19 protein-coding genes are annotated in these 22,737 nt (G+C 59.1%); 16 read left to right on the forward strand and 3 right to left on the reverse strand.

The genetic code is table 11. The annotated features are described in order from the left end of the window. Positions 1–71 precede the first annotated feature (71 nt). Positions 72–1,609, forward strand: a protein-coding gene (locus ACTJK9_RS23535) for an IS3 family transposase (protein ID WP_139834536.1) whose coding sequence is annotated in 2 segments (ribosomal slippage) — positions 72–522 and positions 522–1,609 — 1,539 coding nt in all. Because the reading frame shifts where the segments join, the coding sequence is not laid out codon by codon here. A gap of 167 nt (positions 1,610–1,776) precedes the next feature. Here the strand turns inward: ACTJK9_RS23535 and clpA are convergent. Together clpA and clpS are read right to left on the reverse strand one after the other, a co-directional pair. Continuing rightward, positions 1,777–4,047, reverse strand: coding sequence for an ATP-dependent Clp protease ATP-binding subunit ClpA (gene clpA, locus ACTJK9_RS23540; RefSeq protein ID WP_007951436.1), 2,271 nt, complete (start codon positions 4,045–4,047; stop codon positions 1,777–1,779). 30 nt (positions 4,048–4,077) lie between these two features. Next, the gene (clpS, locus tag ACTJK9_RS23545; protein ID WP_011334948.1) at positions 4,078–4,461 is read right to left on the reverse strand and encodes an ATP-dependent Clp protease adapter ClpS; all 384 of its coding nucleotides are present in this window, start codon (positions 4,459–4,461) and stop codon (positions 4,078–4,080) included. 224 nt (positions 4,462–4,685) lie between these two features. On the opposite strand from clpS, the gene ACTJK9_RS23550 reads away from it, so the two are divergent. Further along, a complete protein-coding gene (locus ACTJK9_RS23550; RefSeq protein WP_085612660.1) occupies positions 4,686–4,979 on the forward strand; it encodes a cold shock domain-containing protein in 294 nt (97 codons plus the stop codon). Between the two features lie 79 nt (positions 4,980–5,058). Here ACTJK9_RS23550 and icd read toward each other — a convergent pair whose 3' ends face one another. Continuing rightward, entirely contained in the window at positions 5,059–6,315 is a 1,257-nt protein-coding gene (gene icd / locus ACTJK9_RS23555) for an NADP-dependent isocitrate dehydrogenase (protein ID WP_007951441.1), read from the reverse strand. 481 nt (positions 6,316–6,796) lie between these two features. On the opposite strand from icd, the gene ACTJK9_RS23560 reads away from it, so the two are divergent. From ACTJK9_RS23560 to nuoF, 14 genes are all read left to right on the forward strand, one after another. Beyond that, positions 6,797–9,022, forward strand: a complete 2,226-nt coding sequence (locus tag ACTJK9_RS23560) for an NADP-dependent isocitrate dehydrogenase (protein WP_039767409.1) — start codon at positions 6,797–6,799, stop codon at positions 9,020–9,022. 78 nt (positions 9,023–9,100) lie between these two features. Continuing rightward, positions 9,101–9,547 (forward strand): NUDIX hydrolase, encoded by a 447-nt coding sequence (locus tag ACTJK9_RS23565; RefSeq protein ID WP_440816629.1) that lies wholly within the window; start codon positions 9,101–9,103, stop codon positions 9,545–9,547. 59 nt (positions 9,548–9,606) lie between these two features. Beyond that, a complete protein-coding gene (mnmA, locus tag ACTJK9_RS23570; RefSeq protein ID WP_007951446.1) occupies positions 9,607–10,731 on the forward strand; it encodes a tRNA 2-thiouridine(34) synthase MnmA in 1,125 nt (374 codons plus the stop codon). Next, positions 10,728–11,351, forward strand: a complete 624-nt coding sequence (hflD, locus tag ACTJK9_RS23575; protein WP_039767411.1) for a high frequency lysogenization protein HflD — start codon at positions 10,728–10,730, stop codon at positions 11,349–11,351. Before mnmA ends, hflD begins: the two co-directional genes overlap by 4 nt. Before the next feature lie 127 nt (positions 11,352–11,478). Continuing rightward, positions 11,479–12,849, forward strand: a complete 1,371-nt coding sequence (purB, locus tag ACTJK9_RS23580; protein WP_039767413.1) for an adenylosuccinate lyase — start codon at positions 11,479–11,481, stop codon at positions 12,847–12,849. An 86-nt stretch (positions 12,850–12,935) separates the two neighbouring features. Continuing rightward, a complete protein-coding gene (locus tag ACTJK9_RS23585; protein WP_007951451.1) occupies positions 12,936–14,111 on the forward strand; it encodes a ribosomal protein uL16 3-hydroxylase in 1,176 nt (391 codons plus the stop codon). Further along, positions 14,104–14,529 carry a GNAT family N-acetyltransferase gene (locus ACTJK9_RS23590; RefSeq protein WP_039767415.1) on the forward strand — a complete coding sequence of 142 codons (426 nt, stop codon included), beginning with the start codon at positions 14,104–14,106 and terminating at the stop codon, positions 14,527–14,529. Before ACTJK9_RS23585 ends, ACTJK9_RS23590 begins: the two co-directional genes overlap by 8 nt. A gap of 243 nt (positions 14,530–14,772) precedes the next feature. Beyond that, the gene (locus ACTJK9_RS23595; protein WP_085648274.1) at positions 14,773–15,525 is read left to right on the forward strand and encodes a secretin N-terminal domain-containing protein; all 753 of its coding nucleotides are present in this window, start codon (positions 14,773–14,775) and stop codon (positions 15,523–15,525) included. A 476-nt stretch (positions 15,526–16,001) separates the two neighbouring features. Then, positions 16,002–17,327, forward strand: coding sequence for an isocitrate lyase (gene aceA / locus ACTJK9_RS23600; protein WP_440816634.1), 1,326 nt, complete (start codon positions 16,002–16,004; stop codon positions 17,325–17,327). A 544-nt stretch (positions 17,328–17,871) separates the two neighbouring features. Next, positions 17,872–18,285, forward strand: a complete 414-nt coding sequence (locus ACTJK9_RS23605) for an NADH-quinone oxidoreductase subunit A (protein WP_003223812.1) — start codon at positions 17,872–17,874, stop codon at positions 18,283–18,285. Positions 18,286–18,295: 10 nt separating this feature from the next. Beyond that, positions 18,296–18,970: a NuoB/complex I 20 kDa subunit family protein gene (locus ACTJK9_RS23610; RefSeq protein ID WP_007951456.1), complete on the forward strand. Its 675-nt coding sequence runs from the start codon at positions 18,296–18,298 to the stop codon at positions 18,968–18,970. Between the two features lie 69 nt (positions 18,971–19,039). Further along, positions 19,040–20,824, forward strand: coding sequence for an NADH-quinone oxidoreductase subunit C/D (nuoC, locus tag ACTJK9_RS23615; RefSeq protein ID WP_440816636.1), 1,785 nt, complete (start codon positions 19,040–19,042; stop codon positions 20,822–20,824). A gap of 2 nt (positions 20,825–20,826) precedes the next feature. Continuing rightward, on the forward strand, positions 20,827–21,324 hold the full coding sequence (gene nuoE / locus ACTJK9_RS23620) for an NADH-quinone oxidoreductase subunit NuoE (protein WP_440816639.1): 498 nt from the start codon (positions 20,827–20,829) through the stop codon (positions 21,322–21,324). Beyond that, the gene (gene nuoF, locus ACTJK9_RS23625) at positions 21,321–22,676 is read left to right on the forward strand and encodes an NADH-quinone oxidoreductase subunit NuoF (RefSeq protein WP_039767423.1); all 1,356 of its coding nucleotides are present in this window, start codon (positions 21,321–21,323) and stop codon (positions 22,674–22,676) included. Before nuoE ends, nuoF begins: the two co-directional genes overlap by 4 nt. Positions 22,677–22,737: the final 61 nt, after the last annotated feature.

The following is a 22,737-nucleotide window of genomic DNA, read 5'->3' on the forward strand; positions in this document are numbered from 1 at the left end:
CCCTCTGTGTCAGGCTACCTGTCGCCCTTGTTGATTGACTCGTTCATTCAAGAGGGTGAAGGTGCATAACAATGTCCAATTTAGGCAAGCGCTACGACAGCGACTTCAAAGACTGGGTCGTTTTGCAAATGATGCCGCCCTTTAATCGGTCAGTGGCAGAACTTGCCGTTGCACTCAATCTCACGCCACAGTCGCTGCGAAACTGGAGACAAATGGCCAGAGACAAAGGCTTGATCGTTCCAGGAAACGGCAAAACCAGTGACCAATGGTCTAGCGCCGATAAATTCAATGCTGTTATGGAAACCGCGCCGTTGAGCGAGGTGGAAATTTCTCAGTATTGCCGAATAAAGGGCATTTACCCTGAGCAAATTCAGCAGTGGAGACTGGCCTGTCAAAACGCCAATCCGGTCGTTGATCTCAACTCTCGAACCTCTAAAACGGCCGAGCAACGGCGTATCAAAATACTCGAGCGTCAATTGATCCAGTCAGATGCCGGACGTGCGGAGGCGGTGGCCTTGCTGGAGCTCAGAAAAAAAGCCAATGCGATCTGGGGCAAGGACAAGGAAGACTGATTAACGCCGCTGATCGTACGCAAGCCATGAAGTTGATTGCAGACGCAGTGCAGAGCGGCGCTCGTCGATATCGAGCCTGCAATGAGTTGGGGTTGAGCCTGCGTACAGTCCAGCGCTGGCGATATGCTGACTGTGATGGGCGACTGCTGGCTAAACGGGCAGCTCCGGCTAACAAGCTCAGTGAGTCGGAATGCCAAGCGGTACTTGATGCTGCCAATCAGGCTGGCTACGCCAGCCTTACTCCGCACCAGATCGTCCCCAAACTGGCCGATGAAGGCATCTATCTGGCTTCGGAATCGACGTTTTACCGAGTGTTAAAAGCGGCTCATCAAAACGTGCGTCGCGGCCGAACCAAAGCCCCGAAACGTAGGGTGCTGACGACGCATTGTGCCGATGGCCCCAACCAGGTGTGGTGCTGGGATATCACTTGGTTGCCAAGCACCGTCAGAGGTCGATTTTTCTACTGGTACATGGTCAAGGATGTCTACAGCCGCAAACTGGTCGCCAATGAAGTGCACGAAGTGGAATGCGCCGAACACGCATGCGAGCTGCTTAGAAAGGGATGCTTACGTGAACATACAGCGGGTCGCCCGCTGGTGCTGCACTCGGATAACGGACACGTGATGAGAGGTTCTTTGCTGCGTGAAAGCATGGTTGCACTTGGCGTCGAGCCTTCTTTTAGCCGGCCAAGGGTAAGTAACGATAACGCATATGCAGAGGCACTTTTCCGCACTGCAAAGTACTGCCCGCTCTGGCCGGATCAACCATTTGATACGGTCATTGATGCGAGGCTTTGGGTGCAGAAATTCATCGAGTGGTACAACGAAGATCATCGCCATAGCGCTTTGAAATACGTGACGCCAAACGAGAGGCACGAAGGCAAAGCGACGATGCTATTACAAGCAAGAGCAGCGCTTTATGAGGATGCCAGGAAAGCTAATCCGAGCCGTTGGAGCACTCGGACACGCAACTGGAAACTAGCTGATGCGGTGTATTTAAACCCAGAGCGCCCTGACTTTAAGGGCTCAACTGGCTAACAACGATTGGAACAAGGCGACAGGTGCCTTGACACGCACCGCGTTTGCCAAAAGTGACCCGCCGTAAGGGCGGAACCCTAAGAAGCCGTTACCGCAACAACGGATATTCACACCAAACAAACAGACAATAAAAAGGCGCCCGAAGGCGCCTTTTCACTTACCAGCCATCAGGCCATTTCTGCAGTGGTCTCGAAGTCAAACGTCAACTCACCATCCTTGATGTCGATGTGAACCACACCGCCATGCTCGGCCAGCTCGCCAAACAGAATCTCCTCCGCCAGCGGACGCTTGATCTTGTCCTGGATCAGACGCGCCATCGGACGAGCGCCCATGGCCGAATCGTAACCACCGGCCGCCAGCCAACTGCGCGCCGCATCGGTGACTTCCAGAAGCACCCGCTTGTCTTCCAGCTGCGCCTGAAGCTCGGTAAGGAACTTGTCCACCACGCTTTTGATAACCTCGTGGCTGAGGCGACCAAATTGAATGATGGTATCCAGGCGGTTGCGGAATTCCGGCGTGAAGCTCTTCTTGATCACTTCCATCGCATCGGACGAGTGGTCCTGATGGGTGAAACCGATCGAAGCACGTGCCGCCGTTTCAGCACCGGCGTTGGTGGTCATGATCACGATCACGTTGCGGAAGTCCGCCTTGCGCCCGTTGTTGTCAGTCAGCGTACCGTGGTCCATCACCTGCAACAGCAGATTGAAGACTTCCGGATGCGCCTTCTCGATTTCATCGAGCAGCAATACGCAATGCGGTTGCTTGGTGATCGCTTCGGTCAACAAACCGCCTTGGTCGAAACCGACGTAACCCGGAGGTGCACCGATCAAACGCGATACGGTGTGGCGCTCCATGTACTCGGACATGTCGAAGCGAACCAGTTCGATCCCCAGCGCCTTGGCCAATTGACGCGCGGCTTCGGTTTTACCGACACCGGTCGGCCCTGCGAACAGGAACGAACCAACAGGCTTGTCGGGCGACTTCAGACCGGCACGGGACAGCTTGATCGCAGTCGACAGCGAATCGATCGCCGCGTCCTGTCCGAACACCGTCAGCTTCAGGTCACGCTCCAGATTACGCAGCAGTTCCTTGTCGGAGCTGGTGACATGCTTCGGCGGAATACGCGCGATTTTCGCCACGATGTCCTCGACTTCAGGGACTTCGATGCGTTTCACGCGCTTCTCGACCGGCTGCAGACGCTGGTAGGCGCCCGCCTCGTCGATCACGTCGATGGCCTTGTCCGGCATGTGCCGGTCATTGATGTAGCGCGAAGCCAGTTCCGCAGCGGCGCGCAGCGACTCATCGCTGTATTCGATGTTGTGGTGCTGTTCGAAGCGACCTTTCAGGCCGCGCAGGATACCGATGGTGTCCTCCACCGACGGCTCGACCACATCGACCTTCTGGAAGCGACGCGCCAGGGCACGGTCTTTTTCGAAGATGCCACGGAATTCCTGGAACGTGGTCGAGCCGATGCAGCGAATGTCGCCAGACGACAGCAGCGGTTTGAGCAGGTTCGAGGCATCCATGACGCCACCGGACGCAGCACCCGCACCAATGATGGTGTGGATCTCGTCGATGAACAGGATCGCCTGCGGACGTTTTTTCAGTTCGTTGAGCAGCGCCTTGAAGCGCTTCTCGAAATCACCGCGATACTTGGTGCCCGCGAGTAGAGCGCCCAGATCGAGGGAATAAACGACGCTGTTGGCCAGCAGGTCCGGCACCTGGTTGTCGACAATGCGCTTGGCCAGGCCTTCGGCAATCGCGGTTTTACCCACGCCCGCCTCGCCCACCAGCAGCGGATTGTTCTTGCGACGGCGCGCAAGAATCTGCGCGACACGCTCAACTTCCGTTTCACGCCCGACTAGCGGATCGATCCGGCCCTGGCGTGCAAGTTCGTTAAGATTGCTGGCATAAGCGTCCAGCGGATTGCCTGAAGAAGAAGACTCACCGCCCTCGTCGTCCTGCATATCTTGTTCACCTTCAGAGTGATCGCCATGCCCCGGCACTTTGGAAATGCCGTGGGCGATATAGTTGACGACATCAATGCGTGCAACGCTCTGCTGTTTCAGCAGGAACACCGCCTGACTCTCTTGCTCACTGAAGATTGCAACCAGCACGTTGGCGCCGGTCACTTCGCGTTTGCCCGAGCTCTGCACATGAAAGACAGCACGTTGCAGCACACGCTGGAAGCCCAGGGTTGGCTGGGTTTCGCGATCCTCGTCGTGAACGGGGATCAGTGGCGTGGTGGAGTCGATGAACTCCTGCAGGTCGTGCTTGAGTTTGTCGAGGTTTGCGCCGCAGGCACGCAATACGGTGGCGGCAGCCTCATTGTCCAATAGGGCCAGCAGCAGGTGTTCGACGGTCATGAATTCATGACGTTTCGAACGTGCCTCCTTGAAGGCAAGATTGAGGGTGACTTCGAGCTCGCGGTTTAACATAGCTTCACCTCATACCCAAGTGGTCGGCGATTAACCGTCCTTCTCGATTTCACAGAGTAGCGGATGCTGGCTTTCCCTGGCGTACTGGTTGACCTGCATGGCCTTTGTCTCGGCGATGTCGCGGGTAAACACTCCACATACTGCCCGCCCTTCTGTGTGGACGGCCAGCATGACCTTGGTCGCCAGCTCGCGATTCAGGTTAAAAAACACCTCGAGCACTTCGACGACGAAATCCATCGGTGTGTAGTCATCATTGAACAAAACCACCTTGTACATCGGCGGCGCCTGTAACGCAGGCTTTGCTTCCTGAACAGCAACGCCTGCCGAATCGTCGTCGTGCTCCTGTGGAAGATCCTTTTGGAGAAGCGGGCGATCCTGATTGAATGTTAGTCGAATCTGGCTGATTGCATGCATGGAAAGAAAGGTTCGTCAGTTGTGCAAATACAGTGGTGGGGGCGGCTTGACACGTTTTCAACTCCGACTGCCCGGTCACCTTGACTATCGGGAAAACGGTGTTACAACCAATAGAACCCACAGTGGGGAAAAAAGATCCGCGGAGTCAATCTTTTTAACGGATTCGACTGCGGATGAATTGGATGATACTCCAGCGATGGAGACTGTTGCAGAGGGATTTGAGCATGGCTGTCGGCAAGGTGAAATGGTTCAACAATGCCAAGGGGTTCGGTTTCATCAACGCCGATGGCCCCATGGGACATGATGAAGATGGTAAGACCATCGATTTATTTGCCCACTACTCCACCATTGAGATGGAGGGGTACAAAACCCTGAAAGCCGGGCAAATCGTCAAATTCGAGATCGTGCAAGGGCCCAAAGGCCTGCATGCCACAAAAATTCAGAATGTCAATGTCGAGGCCGCGAAAGATGCCGCCTCGGCTGCTGCTGCCGCTCATCACCAATCAGTGACCAGCTGAAGTAACCCGAACACCTGCCAGAAAACAAACCGCCCGGCTCGATCACTCGAGCCGGGCGGTTTCGTTGCAGCCGTCTTTCTTACATATGCTTGATCAGCGCTTCACCGAAGCCCGAAGACGACACCAGCGTGGCGCCTTCCATCAGACGTTCGAAGTCGTAGGTCACGGTCTTGGCCTTGATTGCACCATTGGTGCCCTTGATGATCAGGTCGGCCGCCTCGGTCCAGCCCAGGTGGCGCAGCATCATCTCCGCCGACAGGATCACCGAACCCGGGTTGACCTGGTCCTTGCCGGCATATTTCGGCGCGGTACCGTGGGTCGCCTCGAACATGGCCACGGTGTCGGACAGGTTGGCACCCGGCGCGATACCGATACCGCCCACTTCCGCCGCCAGGGCGTCGGACAGGTAGTCACCGTTGAGGTTGAGGGTGGCGATCACATCGTATTCGGCCGGACGCAGCAGGATCTGCTGGAGCATGGCGTCGGCGATGGCGTCCTTGACGACGACCTCGCGGCCGGTTTTCGGGTTCTTGAATTTCATCCATGGGCCGCCATCAAGCAGCTCGGCGCCGAATTCTTCCTTCGCCACCTCATAACCCCAGTCCTTGAAGGCGCCTTCGGTGAATTTCATGATGTTGCCCTTGTGTACGATGGTCAGCGACTTGCGGTCATTGTCCACTACGTATTGCAGGGCCTTGCGCACCAGACGCTTGGTGCCTTCTTTCGAAACCGGCTTGATGCCGATGCCGCAGTCCTGGTCGAAACGGATCTTGGTGACGCCCATTTCTTCTTTCAGGAATTTGATGACCTTGGTGGCCTCAGGGGAGCCGGCCTTCCATTCGATACCGGCATAAATGTCTTCGGAGTTCTCGCGGAAGATCACCATATCGACGTCGCCGGGCTTTTTCACCGGGCTCGGCACGCCCTCGAACCACACCACCGGGCGCAGGCAGACATAGAGATCGAGCTGTTGGCGCAGGGCGACGTTGAGGGAGCGGATGCCGCCACCGACTGGAGTGGTCAGCGGGCCCTTGATGGAAACCACGTAATCCTTGACGGCGTCCAGGGTTTCCTGGGGCAGCCAGGTGTCCTGGTCATAGACTTGAGTCGCTTTTTCGCCAGCATAAACCTCCATCCAGGAAATCTTGCGCTTGCCCCCGTAGGCTTTCTCTACGGCAGCATCAACCACTTTGATCATCACAGGGCTGACGTCGACGCCAATGCCGTCACCTTCGATGAAGGGAATGATCGGGTTATCAGGGACATTGAGAGAATGGTCTGCGTTGACGGTGATTTTGTCGCCGACGGCTGGAACCTGAATCTTCTTGTAACCCATGCTGAACTCCATTGTTTGGATTGAACATCTGGCTTGGTTCGAGCGTAACCCAGTTAAATCAACACGCAAACCCTCTGTTCCGGGCGCGACCACATCTCGGTTCGTACAAGCCTGAAAGCAAAGGGAAAAGCGCCAATCTCAAGCATTCACGGCGACTCTACGCCCCACCCCGGCCTGCGACCTTTAGACCAATGGACGAGAATCGTTGCATATGAACCATCGGCAGATTGCCAGCTACCTATGTATAATGCCGCCCGCTGACCAAAGGGTCACGACGGCTGGCCTCTCTAGCACGAGACTTTCCGCCTGATTGGTCGGGTTGTTACCGCAGTCCGACTGCTTGACGCTCTACTGATGCACCCAACATCACCGCGAAGAATCTCGACATTCGGTTCATGGATGACTTTGAACGAACGCGCTTACCCGGCGCCCCTCGAGTTTCTGCGCACGCTTTAGCAAAGAAGAGAGAGTTAATCCGAATATGCCCACCCGCTCGAAGATCATCTATACCTTCACCGACGAAGCTCCAGCCCTCGCCACCTATTCCCTGCTGCCGATCATCGAGGCTTACACCGCCTCGGCCGATATCGCCGTGGAAACCCGCGATATCTCTCTTGCAGCACGTATTCTGGCCAGCTTCCCCGAGCAACTGGGCGACAAAGCCGTAGCCGACCACCTCGCCGAACTGGGCGACCTGGCCGTTACGCCTGAAGCCAACATCATCAAGCTGCCGAACATCAGCGCCTCGGTTCCGCAACTGCAAGCCGCGATCAAAGAACTGCAGGCCCAGGGCTACAACCTGCCGGACTACCCGGAAACCGTGACCAGCGACGCCGACAAAGACGCCAAGGCGCGCTACGACAAGGTCAAGGGCAGCGCCGTGAACCCGGTTCTGCGTGAAGGCAACTCCGACCGTCGCGCTCCGCTGTCGGTCAAGAACTACGCTCGCAAGCACCCGCACAAAATGGGCGCCTGGGCCAAGGACTCCAAGTCCCACGTCGCTCACATGAGCACCGGCGATTTCTACGGCAGCGAAAAAGCGGCCCTGATCGACGCCGCTGACACCGTGAAAATCGAGCTGGTCGCCCAAGACGGCACCACCACCGTCCTGAAAGAAAAAACCACCGTTCAGGCGGGCGAGATCCTCGACTGCTCCGTGATGAGCAAAAAGGCCCTGCGCGCGTTCATCGCCGCTGAAATCGACAGCGCCAAGCAACAAGGCGTGCTGCTGTCGGTTCACCTGAAAGCCACCATGATGAAGGTCTCCGACCCGATCATGTTCGGCCAGATCGTTGCCGAGTTCTACAAGGACGCCCTGACCAAGCACGCCGACGTTCTGGCCGAGATCGGCTTCAACCTGAACAACGGCATCGGCGACCTGTACGCCCGCATCAAATCCCTGCCGGCCGAACAGCAAGCCCAGATCGAAGCTGACGTGCAGGCGGTCTACGCCGTTCGTCCGTCGCTGGCGATGGTCAACTCCGACAAAGGCATCACCAACCTGCACGTGCCGAGCGACGTTATCGTCGACGCCTCGATGCCGGCCATGATCCGTGACTCCGGCAAGATGTGGGGCACCGATGGCCAGCTGCACGACACCAAGGCTGTGATCCCGGATCGCTGCTACGCGACCATCTACCAGGCCGTGATCGAAGATTGCAAAGCCAATGGCGCTTTCGATCCGACCACCATGGGCAGCGTGCCAAACGTTGGCCTGATGGCTAAAAAGGCTGAAGAGTACGGTTCCCACGACAAGACCTTCCAGATCAAGGCCGACGGCGTGGTTCGCGTGACCGACAGCAAAGGCACCCTGCTGATGGAGCAGGCTGTTGAAGCCGGCGACATCTTCCGTATGTGCCAGACCAAAGACGCGCCGATCCAGGACTGGGTCAAACTGGCCGTCAACCGTGCTCGCGCAAGCAGCACCCCGGCCATTTTCTGGCTGGACCCGATGCGCGCCCACGACGGCGTGGTGATCGAGAAGGTTCAGGCTTACCTGAAGGATCACGACACCACCGGTCTGGACATCCAGATCATGGCCCCGGTCGACGCCATGAAATACACCCTGCAGCGCACCCGCGAAGGCAAGGACACCATTTCGGTGACCGGCAACGTACTGCGCGACTACCTGACCGACCTGTTCCCGATCATGGAACTGGGCACCAGCGCCAAGATGCTGTCGATCGTGCCGCTGATGAACGGCGGTGGCCTGTTCGAAACCGGCGCCGGCGGCTCGGCTCCGAAGCACGTGCAGCAACTGGTCGAAGAGAACTTCCTGCGCTGGGATTCGCTGGGTGAATTCCTGGCCCTGGCCGCTTCTCTCGAGCACCTGGGTGTGAACTACAACAACCCGAAAGCGCTGGTACTGTCCAAGACTCTGGACCAGGCCACCGGCCAGTTCCTCGACAACAACAAGTCGCCATCGCGCAAAGTCGGCAACATCGACAACCGCGGCAGCCACTTCTACCTGGCGATGTACTGGGCACAAGCCCTGGCCGCCCAGACTGAAGACGCTGCACTGCAAGCGCAGTTCGCGACCCTGGCCAAGACCCTGACCGAGAACGAAGCGACCATCGTCGCCGAGCTCAACGCCGTTCAGGGCAAGCCAGTGGACATCGGTGGTTACTACCACGCCGACGCCGAGCTGATCAGCAAGGCCATGCGCCCTAGCGCAACCTTCAACGCGGCCATCGCTGCGCTGGTTTAAGGTTGTAAAGGGAACATCACAAACCCCGGCCATGCGCCGGGGTTTGTGTTTCTGCCTTTCGCCCAGGAGATTCAATCAATGCAATGGCTCCCCCACATCACTGTCGCCACCATCGTCGAGGACAACGGCCGCTTCCTGATGGTCGAGGAACACAAGGCCGGGCGTAACGTGCTCAATCAGCCGGCCGGCCATCTCGATCCGGACGAAACCCTGATCGAAGCCGCCGTGCGCGAAACCCTCGAAGAAACCGGCTGGGACGTCGAACCCACCAGCGTAATCGGCATTTATCTGTACACCGCACCGAGCAACGGCGTGACTTACCAGCGCGTGTGTTTCAGCGCCAAAGCCGTGAAACATCATCCGGAATATCAGCTGGACGAAGGCATCGTCGGCGCCAAGTGGCTGACCCGCGACGAATTATTGGCCCAGCGCGATAACTGGCGCAGCGAGCTGATCATCCGCTGCATCGACGATTATCTGGCCGGCAATCGCTTCGGCCTCGAACTGATCCGCCCTTCCCTTTAGCCTTGAGGCCGTGAGCCTGATAGAATCGCGTCCTTTTTCAAGACACTCATTGAATCCCTATGCGTGATCCAGCCCCTTCTGACACATCCAAGAAGCGCGTCATTGTCGGCATGTCCGGCGGCGTGGACTCTTCCGTTTCCGCTCTCCTGCTGATCGAGCAGGGCTATGAAGTGGAAGGCCTGTTCATGAAGAACTGGGAAGAAGACGACGGAACGGAATACTGCACCGCCATGGACGACCTGGCGGATGCCCAGGCCGTGTGCGACAAGATCGGTATCAAACTGCACACCGCCAACTTCGCCGCCGAGTACTGGGACAATGTGTTCGAGCACTTCCTGGCCGAATACAAGGCCGGCCGCACGCCGAACCCGGACATCCTGTGCAACCGCGAGATCAAGTTCAAGGCGTTCCTCGACTACGCCATGATGCTCGGCGCCGATCTGATCGCCACCGGCCACTACGTGCGCCGCCGCGACATCGACGGCCGCACCGAACTGCTCAAGGGCCTGGATCCGAACAAGGATCAGAGCTACTTCCTGCACGCCGTCGGCGGCGAACAGATCGCCAAGACCCTGTTCCCGGTCGGCGAGCTGGAAAAGCCGGAAGTCCGTGCAATTGCCGAGAAATACGAGCTGGCAACCGCCAAGAAGAAGGATTCCACCGGGATCTGCTTCATCGGCGAGCGTCGTTTCAGCGATTTCCTCAAGCAATACCTGCCGGCGCAACCGGGCGAGATCAAGACCACCGAAGGCGAAGTCATCGGCCGTCACCACGGTTTGATGTACCACACCATCGGCCAGCGCCAGGGCCTGGGCATCGGCGGTCTGAAAGACGCCGGCGACGAGCCGTGGTACGTGCTGCGCAAGGACCTGGACACCAACGAGCTGATCGTCGGTCAGGGCAACAACCATCCGTGGCTGTTCTCCAGCGCCCTGCTCGCTTCGGAAATCTATTGGGTCAACCCGATCGATCTGAGCCAGCCGCTGCGCCTGACCGCCAAGGTTCGTTATCGCCAAAGTGATCAGGCCTGCACGCTGGAAAAAACCGCGACCGGCTATCGCGCCGTGTTCGACGAGCCGCAACGCGCAGTCACGCCGGGCCAGTCAGTGGTGTTCTATGACGGTGAAATCTGCCTCGGTGGCGGCGTGATCGAAGTCGCCGAGCCGTGGAGCGGCCAGGCATGAGCCCGACTCAGGAGCAATTGACCGCTCTGGGCGGCGTGTTTCTCGCCGCCGTGCTAGTGGACCGGATCGCCAAGACTGGCCAGACCAACGAGGCCGGCCTGAGCTGCATGCTCGGCAGCCTGCTGGTTCGTGACCCGAAAGACACGCTGGATGTTTACGGCGGCGACGACATCAACCTGCGCGAGGGTTACCGCGCACTGATCGGCGCCCTCGAGCGCGACCCGAGCACCTTGCAGCGCGAACCGCTGCGTTACGCGTTGTCGATGCTTGGTCTTGAGCGGCAACTGGCCAAGCGCAACGACATGCTCGACGTGATCGGCAAGCGTCTGCCGCAGATCCAGTCGCAGGTCGAGCATTTCGGCCCTGCCCACGAAAACGTGATAGCGGCCTGCGGCGCGCTGTATCAGGACACCCTGAGCACGCTGCGCCAGCGCATTCAGGTGCACGGCGACATGCGCAACCTGCAGCAGCCGAGCAACGCCTCGAAGATCCGCGCCCTGCTGCTCGCCGGCATTCGCTCGGCACGCCTGTGGCGCCAGCTCGGCGGTCACCGCTGGCAGCTGGTCGTCAGCCGGCGCAAGTTGCTCAAAGAGCTGTATCCGTTGATGCGCAGCGAGTAAATCGTCGCGCAATAAAAGCTTTGTAGCCTGTAACGCGTAATACGCCGGTCAGTTGGCGACGGACCGGCGGATTTTTTCATGTATGATACGCGCCCCATTTCGTTGCCCGACTGTCCGAGAACACCCCATGCAGCTCTCTTCGCTCACTGCGGTTTCCCCTGTTGACGGCCGCTACGCCGGCAAAACCCAGGCCCTGCGCCCAATTTTCAGCGAGTACGGCCTGATCCGTGCCCGTGTTCTGGTTGAAGTGCGCTGGCTCCAGCGCTTGGCCGCTCACGCCGGCATCCCGGAAGTGCCAGCCTTCTCCGCCGAAGCCAACGCCGTTCTGAATGAACTGGCCGAAAACTTCTCGCTGGAGCACGCCGAGCGCGTGAAAGAGATCGAGCGCACCACCAACCACGACGTCAAAGCGATCGAATACCTGCTCAAGGAGCAGGCGGCCAAGCTGCCGGAGCTGGCCAAGGTCAGCGAATTCATCCACTTCGCCTGCACCAGTGAGGACATCAACAACCTGTCCCACGCCCTGATGCTGCGCGAAGGTCGTGATGACGTGATGCTGCCGCTGATGCGCCAGACCGCCAACGCCATCCGCGAACTGGCCATCCGTTTCGCCGACGTGCCGATGCTGTCGCGCACCCACGGCCAGCCGGCTTCGCCGACCACCCTGGGCAAAGAGCTGGCGAACGTGGTTTACCGTCTCGAGCGCCAGATCGCTCAGGTTGCTGCCGTTCCGCTGCTGGGCAAGATCAACGGCGCTGTCGGCAACTACAACGCCCACCTGTCGGCCTACCCGCAGATCGACTGGGAAGCCAACGCCCGCGCCTTCATCGAAGACGAGCTGGGCCTGGGCTTCAACCCGTACACCACGCAAATCGAGCCGCACGACTACATCGCCGAGTTGTTCGACGCCATTGCGCGCTTCAACACCATCCTGATCGACTTCGACCGTGACATCTGGGGCTACATCTCCCTGGGTTACTTCAAGCAGCGCACCATCGCCGGCGAAATCGGTTCGTCGACCATGCCGCACAAGGTCAACCCGATCGACTTCGAAAACTCCGAAGGCAACCTGGGCATCGCCAACGCACTGTTCCAGCACCTGGCGAGCAAACTGCCGATCTCCCGCTGGCAGCGCGACCTGACCGACTCCACCGTTCTGCGCAACCTCGGTGTCGGCTTCGCCCACAGCGTGATCGCGTACGAAGCGAGCCTCAAAGGCATCAGCAAGCTCGAGCTGAACGCTGACAAGATCGCTGCCGATCTGGACGCGTGCTGGGAAGTCCTGGCCGAGCCTATCCAGACCGTGATGCGCCGCTACAACATCGAAAACCCGTACGAGAAGCTGAAAGAACTGACTCGCGGCAAGGGCATCAGCCCTGAAGCGCTGCAGACTTTCATCGATGGCCTGGACATGCCGGCCGCTGCGAAAGCCGAGCTCAAGCAACTGACCCCGGCCAACTACATCGGCAACGCTGTAGCGCAAGCCAAACGCATCTGATCGACTGCTTGACCCGTTTGAGACGCCCGGCCGCGCCGGGCGTTTTTATTCCCGTCTGAAAAATGCTTTTTTTCAATAGGTTACATATGAATCCCGATATTCCTCTTCAACTTCTGGGTGGTCTTACGGCGCGCGAATTCATGCGCGATTACTGGCAGAAAAAACCACTGCTGATCCGTCAGGCGATTCCTGATTTCGAAAGCCCGATCGACGCCGACGAACTCGCCGGCCTGGCCCTGGAAGAGGAAGTCGAATCGCGCCTGGTGATCGAGCACGGCGAGCGTCCATGGGAACTGCGTCGCGGCCCGTTCGCCGAAGACGAATTCAGCAAACTGCCGGAGCGCGAGTGGACCCTGCTGGTGCAGGCGGTCGATCAGTTCGTGCCGGAAGTCAGCGAGCTGCTGGAAAATTTCCGCTTCCTGCCGAGCTGGCGCGTCGACGACGTAATGATCAGCTTCGCCGCCCCGGGTGGCAGCGTCGGCCCGCACTTCGACAACTACGACGTGTTCCTGCTGCAAGGCCACGGCAAGCGCAACTGGAAAATCGGCCAGATGTGCGACTCCGAAAGCCCGCTGCTGCAACACGCGGACCTGCGCATCCTCGCCGAATTCCACGAGACCGAAGAGTGGGTTCTGGAACCGGGCGACATGCTCTACCTGCCGCCGCGCCTGGCTCACTGCGGCGTTGCCGTCGATGACTGCATGACCTACTCGGTAGGTTTCCGCGCACCAAGCGCCGCTGAAGTGCTGACCCACTTCACCGACTTCCTCAGCCAGTTCCTGACTGACGAAGAGCGCTACACCGACGCCGATGCAAAACCGGTCAGCGATGATCCACATCAGATCCAGCACGATGCACTCGGCCGCCTGAAAGCACTGCTCGCCGAGCACATGAGCGATGAGCGCCTGCTGCTGACCTGGTTCGGCCAGTACATGACCGAGCCGCGTTATCCAGAGCTGGTGGTCGGCCCGGAAGAGGTCGAGGAAGAAGACTTGCTCGGCGCACTCGAAGACGGCGCCATCCTGATCCGCAACCCGAGCGCGCGCCTGGCGTGGTCGGACGTCGATGACGATCTGTTGCTGTTCGCCAGCGGCCAGAGCCGTTACCTGCCGGGCAAGCTGCGCGAGCTGCTGAAGCTGATCTGCTCCGCCGACGCCCTGCACACCGACAACCTCGGTGACTGGCTGAGCGACGAAGACGGTCGCGGCCTGCTGTGCGAATTGGTCAAACAGGGAAGCCTGGGGTTCGCCGACGATGAATAAGATTCGCGTACGTGTTGCAGACTGGCAAAAGGACAACGCCGAGATCCGCCGCATTCGCGAAACGGTGTTCATTGCCGAACAATCGGTTCCACCCGAGCTTGAGTGGGACGCCGACGACGCCACAGCGGTGCACTTCCTGGCTTTCGAAGGCGACTTTCCGATCGGCACCGCCCGCCTTTTGCCCGACGGACATGTTGGCCGGGTTTCGGTGCTCAAGGACTGGCGTGGCCTGAAGGTCGGCGATGCGCTGATGCAAGCGGTCATCGCCGAAGCAGAGGAGCGCGGACTGAAGCAGCAGATGCTCAGCGCCCAGGTGCAGGCCACGGCGTTCTATGAGCGCCTGGGTTTCAATCTGGTCAGCGAGGAATTCCTCGAAGCCGGGATTCCGCATGTCGACATGGTTCGTCATTCGGCATAAGTCCGCGTCGCGGCATTCGCGGGCAAGCCCGCTCCCACAGGAGACCTCCAGCGAACACAGATTTTGTGCTCGGCAGAGATCCAATGTGGGAGCGGGCTTGCTCGCGAAGAGGCCCTCCAGAACACCACAAAACGCCCTGCCATTTTCGGATGCCGGGGCGCTTTGCTGTCTACGATTCAACTTGCCCCACCCCGGGCCGACAAACTGGCAATATCAAGCCTTTCGAAAGCGGAGATAACGGACATGTCCCTACGCACCCTGCTCACCACCCTGCTGCTCGGCTGCAGTGTTTCGGTGATGGCAGCCACAGAAATCGTGCCCCTCAAGTACCACACCAGCGCCGACATGCTGCCGGTGGCTCAGGACTTCATCGGCAAGGACGGCCAGGTCAGCGCCTATGGCAACCAGCTGATCGTCAAGGCCGAGCCCGGCAAGATCGAAGAACTCAAGGACCTGCTATCGCAGCTCGACACCGCGCCCAAGCGCTTGCTGATCACGGTCGACACCAACGAAAACAACGGCCGTGGCGACGAAGGTTATTCAGTCAATGGCGCGCAAACCCGGATCATCAGCCGCAGCACCGCCAGCCGTGACGGCGGCATTCAGCAGATCCAGGCCAGCGAAGGTGCACCGGCGCTGATCCAGGTCGGCCAGAGCGTGCCGATCACCAGCAGCCAGACCAACTCCTACGGCGATTACAGCAGCCAGACCCAATATCGCAACGTCACCCAGGGTTTTTACGTCACCGCCAGCGTCACCGGCGAAACCGTTCACCTGGCCATCAGTACCAACCGTGACCGCATGAGCCAGGAACGTCCCGATGTAGTGAACGTGCAAAGCACCGACACAACTGTCACCGGACGGCTGGGCGAATGGATCACCCTCGCCGGCGTGAATCGCCAGACCCAGGCCGACAAACAGGGCCTGGCCCGCAGCTACTCGACTCAAGGCCGGGATGACATGACGTTGCGGGTGAAAGTCGACACGTTGGACTAAAGCACCAAAAACTGACTGATTAGTCGTATTAGACGAAAGATGTAGTGCTTGAAAAAAAGCACTACAAAACGTTTGACGAGCCAAAAAAGCGAAGGCATGATGGCCTCGCTCCCGCTAATCAGAGGCCCTGGCAAGGGCCTTCGAAGCGCTGCTCGCAACCATCCCCGCGAGCCGTTTCGTGTCTGTACCGCCCACAAGGTGTGTTTGACGAGGTTGCCGACTGGAACGAAGTTGTCCCGAGGGACGGAAGCGTAATTAGGTAACCCGGCTTTACACTGTCGTTCGTATAAAGGCCCACGACGCCCGAATGCGCCCACCAGTTCGCCTTTACCTGCTCACCTCCCCTCGAGCTCATCGTTCATCCCGTCGCCTGCCCCGCCGAACCCGACCTGACCACCTAAGCTTCTGGTCAGCGAGCGCAAGGAATTTTCCACCGCAGAACAACTTTTCATAAAGACGCGACGAGGTTTATCTCCATGGCACTGACACGCGAACAGCAAATTGCAGCCCTTGAAAAAGACTGGGCTGAAAACCCGCGCTGGAAAGGCGTGACTCGCAATTACTCCGCTGCTGACGTCGTCCGTCTGCGTGGCTCGGTTCAACCAGAGCACACCTTTGCAAAAATGGGCGCCGAGAAGCTGTGGAACCTGGTCACCCAGGGTGCCAAGCCGTCCTTCCGCCCAGAGAAAGATTTCGTCAACTGCATGGGCGCCCTGACCGGTGGTCAGGCTGTTCAACAGGTTAAAGCCGGTATCCAGGCGATCTACCTGTCGGGCTGGCAAGTCGCGGCGGACAACAACTCCGCCGAATCGATGTACCCGGACCAGTCGCTGTATCCGGTGGACTCGGTTCCAACCGTGGTCAAGCGCATCAACAACTCGTTCCGTCGCGCCGACCAGATCCAGTGGAAAGCCGGCAAGAACCCGGGCGACGAAGGCTACATCGACTACTTCGCGCCAATCGTGGCTGACGCCGAAGCCGGTTTCGGCGGCGTACTGAACGCCTACGAGCTGATGAAGAGCATGATCGAGGCAGGCGCCGCCGGCGTTCACTTCGAAGACCAGCTGGCTTCCGTGAAGAAATGTGGCCACATGGGCGGCAAGGTGCTGGTTCCAACCCAGGAAGCCGTGCAGAAGCTGACCGCGGCTCGTCTGGCTGCCGACGTTGCGGGCGTACCGACCATCATTCTGGCCCGTACCGACGCCAACGCTGCCGACTTGCTGACTTCCGACTGCGATCCGTACGACCAGCCATTCGTGACTGGCACCCGTACCCAGGAAGGTTTCTACAAGGTTCGTGCAGGTCTGGACCAGGCAATCGCCCGTGGCCTGGCCTACGCGCCGTACGCCGACCTGATCTGGTGCGAAACCGCCAAGCCGGACCTGGAAGAAGCCCGTCGTTTCGCTGAAGCGATCCAAAAGGAATACCCGGACCAGATCCTGTCGTACAACTGCTCGCCTTCCTTCAACTGGAAGAAAAACCTGGACGACGCGACCATCGCCAAGTTCCAGCGCGAACTGTCCGCCATGGGTTACAAGCACCAGTTCATCACCCTGGCCGGCATTCACAACATGTGGCACAGCATGTTCAACCTGGCGCACGACTACGCCCGCAACGACATGACTGCCTACGTGAAGCTGCAAGAGCAGGAATTCGCTGACGCCGCCAAGGGTTACACCTTCGTGGCTCACCAGCAGGAAGTGGGCACTGGCTACTTCGACGACATGACCACCGTGATTCAAGGTGGCTCATCGTCGGTAACCGCACTGACCGGTTCGACCGAAGAAGAACAGTTCCACTGATCGACTTCGCCTGAGCGAACGGCCTTTGCGGACCGTATAGAAAGCTAACCGCATTGCCGAAAAAACTGACGCCCCGACTGGTTCGGGGCGTTTTTTTGCCTGTGGTTTTCCAGGCACCTCAGGAATTGGCAAAGCCTGTCAGGCAAAACATTGATCCAGAGCGGTATCCGCATCGCAAAAATCGGCTAAAACGGGCGCCGCCGCTACTTGCAGTAACGCGCATATAAGACAACTTCCCAACTACTGACCCGTTAAGTTACGAAACCACTGCAAACGCTATCAATTATCATTTAGCGACAACTATGTTCGTTACATTTCCCACAAAACATAATTCTTGAAATTCCGGCTAATGCCCGCAACGCATGGGCTGCGGGCCCTTCGAGGTGTGCTATGTCCTTATTCCAATAAATAATTTCGCTATAGGAATTTTACTTGCAGGGTGTTTAGCCATAAAATCAGCGCGATTGATTGCTGCGACATATCGTCACTGCCTTATTTCTTTATCAAGCTCAGAGACCTTTGCTCTCTGTTAAGGATTTCCAGCATGCCCGAAGCGACAGGACTCATGGCCCACAACTGGGGCTTTGCCATTTTCCTTCTGGGTGTAGTCGGCCTGTGCGCCTTCATGCTCGGCGTCTCCAGCCTCCTCGGGTCAAAAGCCTGGGGCCGCAGCAAAAACGAACCGTTCGAGTCCGGCATGCTACCTACCGGTGGCGCCCGCTTGCGGCTCTCAGCCAAATTCTATCTGGTCGCGATGCTGTTCGTGATCTTCGATATCGAAGCCCTCTTTCTCTTTGCATGGTCTGTGTCCGTCCGCGAAAGCGGCTGGACCGGATTCGTCGAAGCTCTCGTTTTCATAGCAATTCTGTTGGCAGGTCTTGTCTACCTGTTCCGAGTGGGCGCCCTTGACTGGGCTCCGGAAGCTCGTCGCAAGCGGCAGGCGAAGCTGAAACAATGAGGCTTTGGCAATGCAATACAATCTCACCAGAATCGACCCCGATGCTCCTAACGAGCAGTATCCGATCGGCCAGCGGGAAACCGTTTCCGATCCGTTAGAGGATCAAGTCCACAAAAACATTTTCATGGGCAAGCTGGAAGACGTGCTGAGTGGCGCGGTCAACTGGGGACGTAAGAACTCCCTGTGGCCGTACAACTTCGGTCTGTCGTGCTGCTACGTGGAAATGACCACCGCCTTCACGGCGCCCCACGACATCGCGCGCTTCGGCGCCGAAGTTATCCGGGCATCACCGCGTCAGGCCGACTTCATGGTTATCGCCGGGACCTGCTTCATCAAGATGGCGCCGATCATTCAGCGCCTGTACGAGCAGATGCTCGAGCCCAAGTGGGTGATCTCGATGGGTTCGTGCGCCAACTCCGGCGGCATGTACGACATCTACTCCGTGGTTCAGGGGGTGGACAAGTTCCTGCCCGTTGACGTCTACGTACCTGGCTGCCCGCCCCGTCCAGAAGCATTTCTGCAAGGCTTGATGCTGTTGCAGGAATCCATTGGCCAGGAGCGTCGCCCACTTTCCTGGGTCGTTGGCGATCAAGGCGTTTATCGCGCCGACATGCCTTCGCAGAAGGAACAGCGCCGCGAACAGCGAATCGCAGTCACCAACCTGCGCAGCCCTGACGAAGTCTGATCCAGTCTGTTTCAAAGAAACGAGAAGCTGGCTTCATTCTTTACGTTGACCGAAAGCGAAAAAATAACCATGACTACAGGCAGTGCTCTGTACATCCCGCCTTATAAGGCAGACGACCAGGATGTGGTCGTCGAACTGAACAACCGTTTTGGCGCCGAAGCGTTCACCGCTCAGCCGACCCGCACCGGCATGCCGGTGCTGTGGGTGGCTCGCGCCAAGCTCGTCGAAGTCCTGACCTTCCTTCGCAACCTGCCCAAGCCGTACGTCATGCTCTATGACCTGCACGGCGTGGACGAGCGTCTGCGCACCAAGCGTCAAGGGCTGCCGGGCGGTGCCGATTTCACCGTGTTCTATCACCTCATGTCGCTGGAACGTAATAGTGACGTGATGATCAAGGTCGCCTTGTCCGAGAGCGACCTCAGCTTGCCGACCGTCACCAGCATCTGGCCGAACGCCAACTGGTACGAGCGTGAAGTCTGGGACATGTTCGGCATCGACTTCAAAGGTCACCCGCACCTGTCGCGCATCATGATGCCGCCGACCTGGGAAGGTCACCCGCTGCGCAAGGACTTCCCGGCGCGCGCCACCGAGTTCGATCCGTTCAGCCTGAACCTGGCCAAGCAACAGCTCGAGGAAGAAGCCGCGCGCTTCCGTCCTGAAGACTGGGGCATGAAGCGTTCCGGGGCGAACGAGGACTACATGTTCCTCAACCTGGGTCCGAACCACCCTTCGGCGCACGGTGCGTTCCGCATCATCCTGCAACTGGACGGTGAAGAGATCGTCGATTGCGTTCCGGACATCGGTTACCACCACCGTGGCGCCGAGAAGATGGCCGAGCGTCAGTCCTGGCACAGTTTCATTCCGTACACCGACCGTATCGACTACCTCGGCGGCGTGATGAACAACCTGCCATACGTGCTCTCGGTCGAGAAGCTGGCCGGCATCAAGGTGCCCGAGAAAGTCGACGTCATCCGCATTATGATGGCCGAGTTCTTCCGGATCACCAGCCACCTGCTGTTCCTGGGTACCTACATCCAGGACGTCGGCGCCATGACCCCGGTGTTCTTCACCTTCACCGACCGCCAGAAGGCTTACACGGTGATCGAAGCCATCACCGGTTTCCGTCTGCACCCGGCCTGGTACCGCATCGGCGGCGTTGCCCACGACCTGCCGCGCGGCTGGGAAAAACTGGTGAAAGACTTCGTTGAATGGCTGCCGAAGCGCCTCGACGAATACACCAAGGCCGCGCTGCAGAACAGCATCCTCAAGGGTCGTACCATCGGCGTTGCCCAGTACAACACCAAAGAGGCCCTGGAATGGGGCGTCACCGGTGCCGGCCTGCGTTCCACCGGTTGCGACTTCGACCTGCGTAAAGCGCGTCCGTACTCCGGTTACGAGAATTTCGAGTTCGAAGTGCCACTGGCCGCCAACGGCGATGCCTACGACCGCTGCATGGTTCGCGTCGAAGAGATGCGCCAGAGCGTCAAGATCATCGACCAGTGCCTGCGCAACATGCCGGAAGGCCCGTACAAGGCGGATCACCCGCTGACCACGCCGCCGCCGAAAGAGCGCACGCTGCAGCACATCGAAACCTTGATCACGCACTTCCTGCAAGTTTCGTGGGGCCCGGTCATGCCGGCCAACGAATCCTTCCAGATGATCGAAGCGACCAAGGGCATCAACAGTTATTACCTGACGAGCGACGGCGGCACCATGAGCTACCGTACCCGGATCCGTACTCCGAGCTTCCCGCATCTGCAACAGATCCCTTCGGTGATCAAAGGCAGCATGGTCGCGGACCTGATTGCGTACCTGGGTAGTATCGATTTCGTTATGGCCGACGTGGACCGCTAAGCATGAACAGCACGCTTATCCAGACAGACCGTTTCACCCTGAGTGAAACCGAGCGCTCGGCCATCGAGCACGAGCTGCATCACTACGAAGACCCGCGCGCGGCGTCGATCGAAGCCCTGAAGATCGTTCAGAAAGAACGCGGCTGGGTGCCGGACGGCGCCCTGTACGCCATCGGCGAGATCCTCGGCATCCCGGCCAGCGACGTTGAAGGCGTGGCCACGTTCTACAGCCAGATCTTCCGTCAGCCGGTCGGCCGTCACATCATTCGCGTCTGCGACAGCATGGTCTGCTACATCGGCGGCCACGAGTCGGTGGTCAGCGAAATCCAGAACAACCTGGATATCGGCCTGGGTCAGACCACTGCCGACGGTCGTTTCACCCTGCTGCCGGTCTGCTGCCTTGGCAACTGCGACAAGGCACCGGCGCTGATGATCGATGACGACACCTTTGGCGATGTCCAGCCTGCCGGCGTCGCCAAACTGCTCGAGGGCTACGTATGACCCTGACTTCTTTCGGTCCTGCCAACCGCATCCAGCGTTCGGCCGAGACTCACCCGCTGACCTGGCGCCTGCGTGACGACGGCGAAGCCGTGTGGCTCGACGAGTACCAGGCCAAGAACGGTTACGCCGCTGCGCGCAAGGCCTTCGCCGACATGGATCAGGACGCCATCGTCCAGACCGTGAAAGACGCAGGCCTCAAAGGTCGCGGCGGTGCAGGCTTCCCCACAGGCGTGAAGTGGGGCCTGATGCCAAAGGACGAATCCATCAACATCCGCTACCTGCTGTGCAACGCGGATGAAATGGAGCCGAACACCTGGAAAGACCGCATGCTGATGGAGCAACTGCCCCATCTGCTGATCGAAGGCATGCTGATCAGCGCCCGCGCGCTGAAAACCTACCGTGGTTACATCTTCCTGCGTGGCGAGTACACCACCGCCGCCAAGCACCTGAACCGTGCCGTGGAAGAAGCCAAGGCAGCGGGCCTGCTGGGCAAGAACATCCTGGGCAGCGGCTTCGACTTCGAGCTGTTCGTCCACACCGGCGCCGGGCGTTACATCTGCGGTGAAGAAACCGCACTGATCAACTCCCTCGAAGGCCGCCGCGCCAACCCTCGCTCCAAGCCGCCCTTCCCTGCCGCCGTCGGCGTGTGGGGCAAGCCGACCTGCGTGAACAACGTTGAAACCCTGTGCAACGTGCCGGCGATCATCGCCGACGGCGTGGACTGGTACAAATCGTTGGCCCGCGACGGCAGCGAAGACATGGGCACCAAGCTCATGGGCTTCTCCGGCAAGGTCAAGAACCCTGGCCTGTGGGAACTGCCATTCGGCGTGACCGGTCGCGAGCTGTTCGAAGATTACGCCGGCGGCATGCGCGACGGTTACAAGCTCAAGGCCTGGCAGCCAGGCGGCGCCGGTACCGGTTTCCTGTTGCCGGAACACCTCGACGCACAAATGTACGCCGGCGGCATCGCCAAGGTGGGCACCCGTATGGGTACCGGCCTGGCCATGGCGGTGGACGACAGCGTCAACATGGTGTCCCTGCTGCGCAACATGGAGCAGTTCTTCGCTCGCGAATCCTGCGGTTTCTGCACCCCTTGCCGTGATGGCCTGCCATGGAGCGTCAAGCTGCTGATGGCCATCGAACAAGGCCGCGGCCAGCCAGGCGACATCGAGACCCTGCTGGGTCTGGTCAACTTCCTCGGCCCGGGCAAGACCTTCTGTGCTCACGCACCGGGTGCCGTGGAGCCGTTGGGCAGTGCCATCAAATACTTCCGTCCAGAGTTCGAAGCCGGTATCGCGCCCGCAAGCGCCACCGTCCCGCCTCTGGCGAAGCCGATCACAGTCGGCGCGTAAACGCTTAAAAAAGGCGAAGGGTCCGTGCCCTTCGCCTTTCGTCCGATGACGCCTTTCGGGG

Origin of the sequence: Pseudomonas sp. 22082 (genome assembly GCF_052046055.1) — a bacterium.
In the GTDB taxonomy this organism is placed as follows: domain Bacteria; phylum Pseudomonadota; class Gammaproteobacteria; order Pseudomonadales; family Pseudomonadaceae; genus Aquipseudomonas; species Aquipseudomonas pharyngis.

Coding starts and splice junctions, on each gene's coding strand:
- ACTJK9_RS23585 (WP_007951451.1), top strand. CDS start 12,936: ATGAATCCCGATATTCCTCTTCAACTTCTGGGTGGTCTTACGGCGCGC.
- icd (WP_007951441.1), bottom strand. CDS start 6,315: ATGGGTTACAAGAAGATTCAGGTTCCAGCCGTCGGCGACAAAATCACC.
- clpA (WP_007951436.1), bottom strand. CDS start 4,047: ATGTTAAACCGCGAGCTCGAAGTCACCCTCAATCTTGCCTTCAAGGAG.
- hflD (WP_039767411.1), top strand. CDS start 10,728: ATGAGCCCGACTCAGGAGCAATTGACCGCTCTGGGCGGCGTGTTTCTC.
- mnmA (WP_007951446.1), top strand. CDS start 9,607: ATGCGTGATCCAGCCCCTTCTGACACATCCAAGAAGCGCGTCATTGTC.
- ACTJK9_RS23610 (WP_007951456.1), top strand. CDS start 18,296: ATGCAATACAATCTCACCAGAATCGACCCCGATGCTCCTAACGAGCAG.
- ACTJK9_RS23605 (WP_003223812.1), top strand. CDS start 17,872: ATGCCCGAAGCGACAGGACTCATGGCCCACAACTGGGGCTTTGCCATT.
- aceA (WP_440816634.1), top strand. CDS start 16,002: ATGGCACTGACACGCGAACAGCAAATTGCAGCCCTTGAAAAAGACTGG.
- ACTJK9_RS23595 (WP_085648274.1), top strand. CDS start 14,773: ATGTCCCTACGCACCCTGCTCACCACCCTGCTGCTCGGCTGCAGTGTT.
- ACTJK9_RS23560 (WP_039767409.1), top strand. CDS start 6,797: ATGCCCACCCGCTCGAAGATCATCTATACCTTCACCGACGAAGCTCCA.
- nuoE (WP_440816639.1), top strand. CDS start 20,827: ATGAACAGCACGCTTATCCAGACAGACCGTTTCACCCTGAGTGAAACC.
- purB (WP_039767413.1), top strand. CDS start 11,479: ATGCAGCTCTCTTCGCTCACTGCGGTTTCCCCTGTTGACGGCCGCTAC.
- nuoF (WP_039767423.1), top strand. CDS start 21,321: ATGACCCTGACTTCTTTCGGTCCTGCCAACCGCATCCAGCGTTCGGCC.
- ACTJK9_RS23565 (WP_440816629.1), top strand. CDS start 9,101: ATGCAATGGCTCCCCCACATCACTGTCGCCACCATCGTCGAGGACAAC.
- nuoC (WP_440816636.1), top strand. CDS start 19,040: ATGACTACAGGCAGTGCTCTGTACATCCCGCCTTATAAGGCAGACGAC.
- clpS (WP_011334948.1), bottom strand. CDS start 4,461: ATGCATGCAATCAGCCAGATTCGACTAACATTCAATCAGGATCGCCCG.
- ACTJK9_RS23590 (WP_039767415.1), top strand. CDS start 14,104: ATGAATAAGATTCGCGTACGTGTTGCAGACTGGCAAAAGGACAACGCC.
- ACTJK9_RS23550 (WP_085612660.1), top strand. CDS start 4,686: ATGGCTGTCGGCAAGGTGAAATGGTTCAACAATGCCAAGGGGTTCGGT.